Below are 10196 nucleotides of genomic sequence, written 5' to 3' on the forward strand. Positions count from 1 at the left end.
GTCGCTGGGTTCGCCGGGGTCAGCCGTTCGCCCGCTCGTTGCGGGCGAGCCAGCGGCGGTAGAAGGCGGTGAAGACGATCAGGATGGAGAGCAGGATGACGCCGTAGGCGGCGGACTGCGCGTAGTCCCGGGGCTGCTGGCCGAAGCCGAGCCGGTAGGCCCAGGTGACCAGCAGCTGGGCGTCGGGGGCGCCGTTGCCGAACAGCAGGAAGATGACGGCGAACTGGTTGAACGTCCAGATGATGCCGAGCAGCACGACGGTCGAGGAGACGGTGCGCAGGCCGGGCAGGGTGACGTGGCGGAAGCGCTGCCAGGCGGTGGCGCCGTCCATCTCGGCGGCCTCGTACAGCTCGGCGGGGATCGACTGGAGGCCGCCGAGCAGCGAGATCATCATGAACGGCACGCCGACCCAGGTGTTGACCAGGACGGCGGCGGCCTTCTGCGCGGTCGGGTCGTCCAGCCAGCCCGGCTCGGGCAGGTGCAGGGCGGAGAGCAGGCCGTTGACGGCGCCGCCGTCGGCGAGCATCAGGCGCCAGGAGAAGACGGTGACGAAGGTCGGCACGGCCCACGGCAGGATCAGCAGCATGCGGTAGACGGCGCGGCCGCGCAGCTTCTGGTTGAGCAGCAGGGCGAGGCCCAGGCCGATGGTGTAGTGCAGGCCGACGCACAGGGCGGTCCAGGCGATGGTCCACACGAAGTGCGACCAGAAGCGGTCGTAGGAGCCGGGGCCCCAGAGGATGTCGGCGTAGTTGTCGAAGCCGACGAAGCTGTAGCTCGCCGGGATCTCGTTGGCGCCGATCTTGCGGGCGACGTTGAGGCTGTTGGCGTCGGTGAGGGTGAGCCAGAGGCCCTCGGCGAGCGGGTAGAGCACCAGGACGCCGAGGACCAGCACGACCGGTGCGATCATCGCGTAGGCGTACCAGTGCTTGGCGTACGAGCGCTTGAGGCGCTCCATCAGGCCCGGACGCGGATCGCGCTGCCGGCTGCCCTGGCCGGTGGCGCCCTGCACGGCGACTGACATTGTTCGACACCTTCTCGGGGAGGTCCGCCGCCTCGCTTCGGCGACTGCTGCTACGGGGCCGGCCGTCCGGCCCACCGGGGGAACGGCGGGCCGGACGGCTGGGGAGGGACTACTTGGCGAAGCCCGGGAGGAGCTTGGCGTAGTCGGTGGCGACGGTGTTCAGGCCGTCCTGGGTCGCGGTGCCCTGGACGATCTTGCCGAGGTTGGTGCCCAGCGAGGCGAACAGCGAGCTGTACTCGGGCAGCTCGGGGCGCGGCTTGGCGCTGGACAGCACGGCCTGGAAGCCGGCGATGCCGGGGTCGGCCTTGACCTCGGCGGTGAAGGCGTCCTCGCGGGTCGGCAGCGTGGAGTTCTTCTGCGCGATGAAGGCCTGGCTCTCGGCCGAGGTCATGAAGGCGGCGAACTTCTCGGCGGCGGCCTTGTGGGCCTTGTCGGCGCCGGCGTAGACGGAGATGTTGTGGCCGCCGGTCGGGGCGCCGCCCTTGCCGGCGGTGCCGCCCGGGACCGGGGCGATGCCCAGGTTGGTCTTGTCGGCGAAGGCGGAGCCCTTGTAGATGTTGGTGATCTCCCAGGGACCCTGGACGATCGCCGCGACCTTGCCGCTGTTGAAGGCGTCCATCATGTGCGCGTAGGCGTCGGTGGTGACGTCGGCCTTGGCGGTGCCGGGCGCGGTGAACAGGGACTTGTAGGTCTCGATCGCCTTGACGGCCTCCGGCCCGGCGACGGTGATCTTCTTGCCCTTGGCGTCGACGGTGTCGGTGCCCTCGCCGAACAGGAACGGCATCGCGTAGTAGCCGTCGGCGGCCTTCAGCCAGAAGCCGTCGACGCCGGCCTTCTCCTTGACCGCGGCGGCGGCGGTCTTGAGCTCGTCCCAGGTGGTGGGGGCGGCGGTGATGCCGGCCTTGGCGAAGAGCTCCTTGTTGTAGAGCAGGCCGAGGGTGTCGGTGACCAGCGGCACGCCGTAGAGCTTGCCCTCGTAGCTGGCCTGCTGGATGAGGCTCGGCTGGAACTTCGCGGAGTCGGCGGCGGCCGGGGTGCCGTCCAGCGGCGCCAGGTAGCCGGCCTTGGCGAAGGCGGCGGTCCAGCCGACCTCGGAGCGGAACACGTCCGGGGCGCCCTTGGCCCCCATCGCGGTCTGGAGCTTGTTCTGCGCCTGGTCGAAGGGCACGTTGACGAAGTCGACCTTGACACCCGGGTTGGCCGCCTCGAACTTCTTGACGAGCTCCTGGTAGTTCGGCGCCTCGTTGGTGGCGTTCGAGGTGTCCCAGTAGGTGAGGGTGACCGGCCCGTCGGCCTTGCCGTCCGAGCTGGAGCCGCTGCTGCCACAGGCAGCCATCGAGACCGCGAGGGCCACAACGAGGGCAGAGGCCGCGATGCCACGCCGCATGAGAACTCCTTGGAGGGTGGGGGTGCCCGAAATAGTCGGAGACAGGCGCATAATGGCTGCCTTGCCTCGCGCCGACCGCACCGTTGCTGCCGCCGGGCCCGCAAGGAAGTTAACAGCGGGGCAACAGGTGCGGAAACCCTTTGCAGCAAGTTTCTGCAAGAAACGGCGATCGTTACGCCCGCGTGTCCTCCGCGTTGCCGCACAGTAGTGGACGTGCGGGCGCCTTGCGGATTTTCGTCCGGTTTGCCCCGGTCGGCCGCGCCGCCGGGGCCACCCTCCGTGGTGAAAGGCCGTGATGAAAGGCTCTTGCAGCCCCCGTCAGCCGACCGCGCCGAACCGCAGCAGGGTCGTCGAGCGGAACTCCTGCCCCGGGCGCAGCTCGGTGCTCGGGAAGGCCGGGTGGTGCGGGGCGTCCGGGAAGTGCTGGGTCTCCAGCGCGATCCCGGCGAACGGCCCGTACGGGACCCCCCGCGCGCCGGTGACCGCGCCGTGGAAGGTGTTGGCGGTGTAGACCTGGACGCCCGGCTCGGTGGTCCACACCTCCAGGGTGCGGCCGCTCACCGGGTCCTCCAGCCGCGCCGCCCGGGCCGGGGAGCCGTCCGCCGGGCGGGGCCGCAGCACCCAGTTGTGGTCGTAGCCGCCGGGGCCGGTCAGCTGCGGGTGGCCGTCGTGCACCGACTTGCCGATCGGCCGGGCGGTGGTGAAGTCGAACGGCGTCCCCGCCACCGGCTCGATCCGGCCGTACGGGATCTGCCGCTCGTCGACGGGGGTGTAGCCGTCGGCGTCCAGGGTGAGCAGGTGGCCGAGCACGTCGCCGGAGCCCTCGCCGGCCAGGTTGAAGTAGGCGTGGTTGGTGAGGTTGACCACGGTCGGCGCGCTGGTCACCGCGTCGTAGCGGATCGCCAGTTCGCCGTCCGCGCCGAGGGTGTAGTCGACGGTGACGTCCAGCGCGCCGGGGAAGCCCTGGTCGCCGTGCGGGCTGTGCAGCGACAGCCGGACGCCGCCGGGCACCTCCTCGGCCGCCCAGATCCGGTGCGCGAAGCCGTCCGGGCCGCCGTGCAGGGTGACCCCGCCGCCGGTCGGGGCGAGCTGGTGCTCCACGCCGTCGACGGTGATGCTGCTGCCGGCGATCCGGTTGGCGTAGCGGCCGACGACGGGGCCGTAGTGGCGGGCCGGGCCGAGGATGTCGGCGAGCCGGTCGGTGGAGAGCAGCACCTGGGCGGGGCGCCCGGCCCGGTCGGGGGCGACCACGGTGTGCAGGGTGGCCCCGAGGGTGAGCACGCTCGCCTCGTACGGGCCGGCGCGCAGCGTCCACCGCTCGATCGCGGCTCCCGCGCCCGAGGGCTCGAAGGGCTCGCGCCGCACGCTGGTGGTCTGCGGCCCGTTCGCCGGGGGCGTCGCCATGGCCTGCTCCTCATCCTGGCGGGCCACCGGAGCGCGCCCGCCCTTCGCCGGGGTACCGGGCCCCGGGCGGGGCCTGGTCGCCGAAAGCCTAGTGAGCCGGGACGGCGCGCAGGCGCTCATGCGGTGCCCGCGCGCCGTCCGGTGCGGCGTGCGCCCGGTGCCGGGGTGTCAGCGGCCGGCGCCGGACCCGCCTCCGGTGGTGTCCGGCCGGCCCGGGCGGTCGAGCGGGTCGGAGCCGTCCCGCTGCGCGGGCGGCAGGCCGAGCGCGGCGGCCAGGCCGTCGGGGCCGCTGCCGGCCTTGCGGTAGACGGCGGCCAGCCGGCGGTTGACCAGGCTGAGCGGGAGGGCCAGGTGATCGGCGATCCGCTGCGGCGGCACGCCCCGCACCGCCAGTTCGGCGATGTCCCACTCCGGCTGGCTGAGCGTCTCGCGCATGTCGCCGAGCCGGTTGGGCCGCAGGCCGTAGTTGGCCAGCTCGCGCCGGGCCCGGTCGACCAGCCCGTCCGCCGCGCAGTGCTGGGCCAGCTCGATGCCCTGGTAGAGGTACTCCTGGGCGTCCTCCAGCCGACCGACCCGGCGCAGCGCGGCTCCGAGGTCGACCAGCGCGACGGCGTGCTCGTAGCCCGCCGGCGACTGGCCGAGGTGGGTGACCGCCCGCTCCAGCAGCTCGACCGCCTGCTGGCCGTCCTCGATCTGGGCGTGCAGGCGCAGCGCCGTGCCGATCGCCGAGGCGGTGCCGAACCGCTCCGCGTCGACGACCGAGCGCCGGGCGTACGCGCGGGCCCGCTCCGGCTCGTCCGGGGCGATCGCGATGGCCAGGTGCCCGGCCCAGGGCGCCCAGACCGTGCTGTGCCAGCCCCGGAGGTCCAGCTGGGCGCCGGCCTCGGTGAGCGCGGCCGCCGCGCCGGCGGGCCGGTTGACGGCGAGCAGCAGCTTCCCGTACAGCGAGGCGGCGTCCGGCAGCACCATCGCGGTGGCGTGGTACGGCGGGTGGAAGCCGAACTCCAGGGCGAGCTCCCAGGCCTCCTGGGGGCGGCCGCGGGCGATCAGGGTGTCGATCAGCACGCCGACCGCGTCCCAGGCCAGCGGCAGCCCGGCGCTGATCCGCTCGGACAGCCGCAGCGCGCGGCGCAGGAAGTCCTCGGCCTCGGCGAGCAGGCCGCGCCGGAAGCGGGCCAGGCCCATCAGGAAGTAGGCGAAGCCCCGGTGGGCACCGCTCCAGCCCGCGATCTCGAACTGGACGATGGCGTCCGCGAAGAGCCGCTCGGCCTGGGCGATCCGGTCGTTGTACGTGTAGGACAGGCCGAGCGTGGCGGGCAGCTCGAAGCCCCAGGTGTTGTCGGTCCAGCCGAGGCCCTTGGGCAGCCGGCCGTTGTCCAGCACGTCGTCCGCGTGCCGCAGCACCTCGGCCGAGGGCTCGCCGCGCAGGGTGAGGTCCCAGGCCCGCAGTGCCAGCACCGCCCGGTCGGCCGCCTCCCGGCCGGTCAGGCTCTCGCACAGCGCGCCGAGCCGGGCGGAGCGGGCCGGCCCGTCCTCCTCGGACTTGCGGTAGGCGTGCCACATGAACGACGCGGCCTCCAGCCGCAGCCTGCCCGCCGGGTCCCCGTGGGTGCGCTCCGCCTCCTGCTGGCAGACCAGCGCGGCCTCGCGCAGTTCGCCGCTGTGCGCGAGCACCTCGGAGAGCCGGAAGGTGGCGTCGACCCGCAGCGAGGGGCGCAGCGGTCCCTCTTCCGGGTCCAGTGCGAGCTTCAGCTGGTTGACGGTGGCGACGGGGTCGGTGAGCAGGGCGGAACAGCCCAGCTCGTACAGCACCTCGGCGCGGTCCTGGTCGTCCGGCGGTTCGGCGAGCGCGCGGTGCAGACAGCGCTGGGCGGCCTCGGGCGCGCCGATCAGCAGGTGTTCGGAGGCGGCCCGGCGGAGCTTGCGCACGGTGCGGTCGTCGCCCTCGCCCGCGAAGGTCTCCACCAGGTGGCGGGAGGCGGCGAGCAGGCCGAGCCCGGCGTTCTCGATCTCGGCGGCGGCCACGCCGTGCATGCCGGTGCGGGTGGCCTCGGGCATGGTGTTGTAGATCGAGCTGGCGATCAGCGGGTGGACGAACTCGAGGTTGCCGTTCGGGGTGGTGGTGAGGACGCGCTGCTTGCGCAGCTCCTTGATGGACTCGCGGGCGCCCTCGGCGCTCTGGGCGGAGATCCGGGTGGCGAGGTCGGGCCGGATGTCGGTGCCGAGCATCGCGGCGGCCCAGGCGAAGCGCAGGTGGGCGGCGCCGAGCCGGTCCAGCCAGGACTTGAGGGTCATCCCGGTGGCGTCGACGGCGAGTTCGCGCAGCTGGAGGGAGTTCTCCTCGACCGGCTCCAGCTCCTGGTCGCGGACCTGGTCGAGCAGGGCGACGACCTCGAAGGGGTTGCCGTTGACGACGTTCCAGAACTCGTAGCAGAAGGCGTCCTCGGCCTTGTCGCCGAGTTCGGCGCGGATCATGTCGGTGACCGCGACCAGGGACAGCCGGCTCAGCTCGTGCCGGCGGGTGGCGAGGCCGGCGACCGCGCGGTAGTGCGGATGGGACTCCGGTTGCCAGTCGGCGCTGTCGTCGCGGTAGGCGAAGACCAGCAGCACCGGCAGTTCGCGGGCCCGGACGGCGAACTGGGCCAGCCAGCCGAGCGATTCGGGGTCGGCCCAGTGCAGGTCGTCGACGATCATCACCAGCGGGGCGCGCCGCGGGGCGAGCTGGGTGAGGACGAAGTCCAGGCCGTCCCGGACGCCCTGCGGGTCGAGGCGGCGGGCGCCCTTCCTGGGCTGTTTGAGGCCCATCGCCGGTCCGACGACCTCTTCCCAGGTGCCCATCACCTGGCGGAACTCGTCGGGCTCCAGGCCGCCGAGCACCGGCTGGAGGAGCTGGCGCAGCACGTGGTACGGATCGTTGAACTGGCGCTCGCCGCCGCGGGCGAACAGGACCGTGGCGCCTTCGCGCAGCTTGGCGATCCGGCGCACCTCGTGCAGCAGACTGGTCTTGCCGATGCCGGGCCGGCCGGAGAAGGTGAGCAGTTCGCCGATCTCGGTGCCGCCGGCCGCGAAGTCGCGGCAGAGCTTGTCCACCGCGGCCTCGGCGGAGCGGAGTTCGGCGTCGCGGTCACGCAGTCTGATGCGATTGGGGGCGCCTTCCGCCTCCCGCGCGCCGGGCATCGCCTCCGCCCAGAATTCCCTGTCCCGCTCGGTCACCGTCGCGCCTCCGCCTCGCCGATCCCTGCTCGTGAGGCGAGGTTAGCGCCGCAGGGGGCCTGGTGGAGTGTATTCACGCAGGCGAGGGGCGAGTTGGAGGGTTTGGAGGACCTGCCGAGGGCAATTGCCCTATATCCCTAACGTCGGATCATTGCATCAGATACTCTACGCCCCGCGAGCCGAGTTGATCATGCCATGACCATGCCTTCCACTCCGGCAGCGCCGCCCCAACTCCCCCACCAACGCCCGCGATACCCAACCAGTGCCCCCACTTACCGCAGCCCCGGGAGTCCGATGTCTGACGACATTTCACTTCAGATTCCGTTCCCGCACCGTCGCAGCGACCACGGGCCGTACGCCGCCGAACTGCACCGCACCTGGCTGACCCGCCACCCCTTGCTGCCCGACCCGGCCCATCCGTCCTACGCGCACTGGGACGTGGTGGACCTCGCCGCGCTCGGCTATCCCGACGCCGGGCCCGACGAACTCGCGCTCGCCGCGGACCTGATGGGTTTCTACTTCCTCTTCGACGACCAGTTCGACGGCCCGCTCGGCCGCCGCCCCACCGAGGTCGCGCCGATCTGCGACCGGCTGATCGCCGTCCTGCACGGCGCGCAGGCCGACCGCGGGTCCCCCGTGGAGAGCGCCTTCGCCGACCTGTGGGAGCGCAGCGTCCAGGGCATGCCGGCGCGCTGGCAGGCGCGCGCCGCGTACAACTGGGAGTACTACCTCGCCTCGCACCCCGCCGAGGCGGCCGGACGGATCAGCCCGCGTCCGCCGGACCGGGCCGGCTACCAGGTGCTGCGGCGCGGCACCGCGGCGATGGAGACCATCTTCGACATGATCGAGCGGATCGGCCGCTTCGAGGTGCCGCCGGCCGTGCTGCACCACCCGGTGCTGCGCCAGTTGCGCCAGCTCGCCGCCGACATCCCCTCGCTCACCAACGACGTGCGGTCGTTCCCGCTGGAGGCGCCGCGCGGCGATGTCAACAACCTGGTGATGATCGTGCGGCGGGAGCGGGACTGCTCGGCCGAGGAGGCCTGCGCGGTGGTGATGGCCGAGGCGCAGCTGATGGTCGAGCGGGCCCGCGAGCTCTACGAGGGGCTGCCCGACGTGTACCGGGAGCTGGGCCTGGCCCGGGTGGAGCGGATCATCGCGCAGCGCTACGCCGACGGCCTGGTCACCTGGCTGGCCGGCTACCTGAGCTGGGAGCGCCGCACCGGCCGCTACCAGGCTGCTTGAACGACCCGCCGCTCGCCTCCGGGCCGCGGCGGGCGGCCGGAACGGGCCACCCTCCGTCGACCCCCGCCGCACGGACCGTAGCCGGATCGGCCGTCCCCCGGTTAGGGTGCTGCCCGGCGGACGCCCCGGAGGGGCACCTCCGCCCGCGTGTGTGTCCGTACCCTCCGCCGGGCCGCGCCCAGCGCGGCCCGGCGTGCACCGCTCCGGCCCACGCGCCGCGGCGGTGCCCCCGACAGCGCGAGGAGGCACCAGAGCATGCCGGTCTACCAGCCCCCCGGGCAGCCCGGATCCATCGTCGGCTACCGCCCCCGCTACGAGCACTGGATCGGCGGCCGGTGGACGCCGCCGGTCCTCGGCCGGTACTTCGAGAACCCCAGCCCGGTCACCGGTGAGGTCTTCACCGAGGTCGCCCGCGGCACCGCCGAGGACATCGAGGCCGCGCTGGACGCCGCCCACGCCGCCGCCCCGGCCTGGGGCCGCACCCCGCCCGCCGAGCGCGCCCAGGTGTTGCTGCGGATGGCCGACCGGATCGAGCAGAACCTCGAACGGCTCGCCGTCGCGGAGAGCTGGGAGAACGGCAAGCCGGTCCGCGAGACCCTGGGCGCCGACCTGCCGCTGGCCGTCGACCAGCTGCGCTACTTCGCCGGCGCGCTGCGCGCCCAGGAGGGCGGCGTCTCGCAGCTGGACGAGGACACCGTGGCCTACCACTTCCACGAGCCGCTGGGCGTGGTCGGCCAGATCATCCCGTGGAACTTCCCGATCCTGATGGCCGTCTGGAAGATCGCCCCGGCGCTGGCGGCCGGCAACGCCGTCGTGCTCAAGCCCGCCGAGCAGACCCCGGCCTCCGTGCTGCTGCTGGTCGAGCTGACCGCCGACCTGCTGCCGCCGGGCGTGCTCAACGTGGTCAACGGCTACGGCCTGGAGGCCGGCCGCCCGCTCGCCTCCAGCGACCGGATCCGGAAGATCGCCTTCACCGGTGAGACCACCACCGGCCGGCTGATCTCGCAGTACGCGAGCGGCAACCTCATCCCGGTCTCGCTGGAGCTCGGCGGCAAGAGCCCCAACCTGTTCTTCGCCGACGTCGCCGCCGAGCAGGACGCCTTCTACGACAAGACCGTCGAGGGCTTCGCGATGTTCGCCCTCAACCAGGGCGAGGTCTGCACTTGCCCCAGCCGGGCGCTGATCGAGTCCTCGGTCTACGACCGGCTGCTCGCCGACGGCCTGGACCGGGTGCGCGCGATGCGCCAGGGCAACCCCCTGGACACCGAGACCCAGATCGGCGCGCAGGCCAGCGACGAGCAGCTGCGCAAGATCCTCTCCTACGTCGAGATCGGCCAGGCCGAGGGCGCCAAGGTGCTGGCCGGCGGCGAGCGGGCCGACCTCGGCGGCGCGCTGTCCGGCGGCTACTACGTCACGCCGACCGTCTTCGAGGGCGTCAACGGGATGCGGATCTTCCAGGAGGAGATCTTCGGCCCGGTCGTCGCGGTGACCCGCTTCGAGGACTTCGACGACGCGGTCGCGCTGGCCAACGACACCCTGTACGGGCTCGGCGCCGGCGTCTGGACCCGCGACGGCAACACCGCCTACCGGGCGGGCCGCGCCATCCAGGCCGGCCGGGTCTGGACCAACTGCTACCACGCCTACCCGGCCCATGCCGCGTTCGGCGGCTACAAGAACTCCGGCATCGGCCGGGAGGGCCACAAGGCCGCCCTGGAGCACTACCAGCAGACCAAGAACCTGCTGGTCAGCTACTCCCCGCAGGCCACCGGTCTGTTCTAGGTCCCGCCTCCCGGGCGCCGGCGCGCACGCCCCGGAACGCGGGGGGGGGGGGTGGGGGGGGGCGCCGAACCAGCGCGCCGCCCGGGCCCCGGCGCGGCGCGTGGGCGCCGCCGGGGGGGGGAGGCCCCTCCAGGTGCGGCACGCCGGCTA

At 73.0% G+C, this 10196-nt stretch carries 6 protein-coding genes; 2 read left to right on the plus strand and 4 right to left on the minus strand.

From position 1 onward, the window contains the following. Positions 1-19 precede the first annotated feature (19 nt). The 4 genes from ABT093_RS36750 to ABT093_RS36765 all read right to left on the minus strand — a co-directional run bounded on the left by ABT093_RS36750 (position 20) and on the right by ABT093_RS36765 (position 7025). On the minus strand, positions 20-1021 hold the full coding sequence (locus ABT093_RS36750; protein ID WP_350571720.1) for a carbohydrate ABC transporter permease: 1002 nt from the start codon (positions 1019-1021) through the stop codon (positions 20-22). Positions 1022-1130: 109 nt separating this feature from the next. Then, on the minus strand, positions 1131-2408 hold the full coding sequence (locus ABT093_RS36755; RefSeq protein ID WP_350571721.1) for an extracellular solute-binding protein: 1278 nt from the start codon (positions 2406-2408) through the stop codon (positions 1131-1133). A gap of 318 nt (positions 2409-2726) precedes the next feature. Further along, positions 2727-3812, minus strand: coding sequence for an aldose epimerase family protein (locus ABT093_RS36760; protein WP_350571723.1), 1086 nt, complete (start codon positions 3810-3812; stop codon positions 2727-2729). Positions 3813-3980: 168 nt separating this feature from the next. Further along, entirely contained in the window at positions 3981-7025 is a 3045-nt protein-coding gene (locus ABT093_RS36765) for an ATP-binding protein (RefSeq protein ID WP_350571724.1), read from the minus strand. A 294-nt stretch (positions 7026-7319) separates the two neighbouring features. On the opposite strand from ABT093_RS36765, the gene ABT093_RS36770 reads away from it, so the two are divergent. Together ABT093_RS36770 and exaC are read left to right on the plus strand one after the other, a co-directional pair. Next, the gene (locus ABT093_RS36770; RefSeq protein WP_350571726.1) at positions 7320-8267 is read left to right on the plus strand and encodes a terpene synthase family protein; all 948 of its coding nucleotides are present in this window, start codon (positions 7320-7322) and stop codon (positions 8265-8267) included. 255 nt (positions 8268-8522) lie between these two features. Continuing rightward, positions 8523-10046: an acetaldehyde dehydrogenase ExaC gene (exaC, locus tag ABT093_RS36775; protein ID WP_350571727.1), complete on the plus strand. Its 1524-nt coding sequence runs from the start codon at positions 8523-8525 to the stop codon at positions 10044-10046. Positions 10047-10196 lie beyond the last annotated feature (150 nt).

Source organism: Kitasatospora sp. NPDC002551 (genome assembly GCF_040296005.1).
In the GTDB taxonomy this organism is placed as follows: Bacteria; Actinomycetota; Actinomycetes; order Streptomycetales; family Streptomycetaceae; genus Kitasatospora.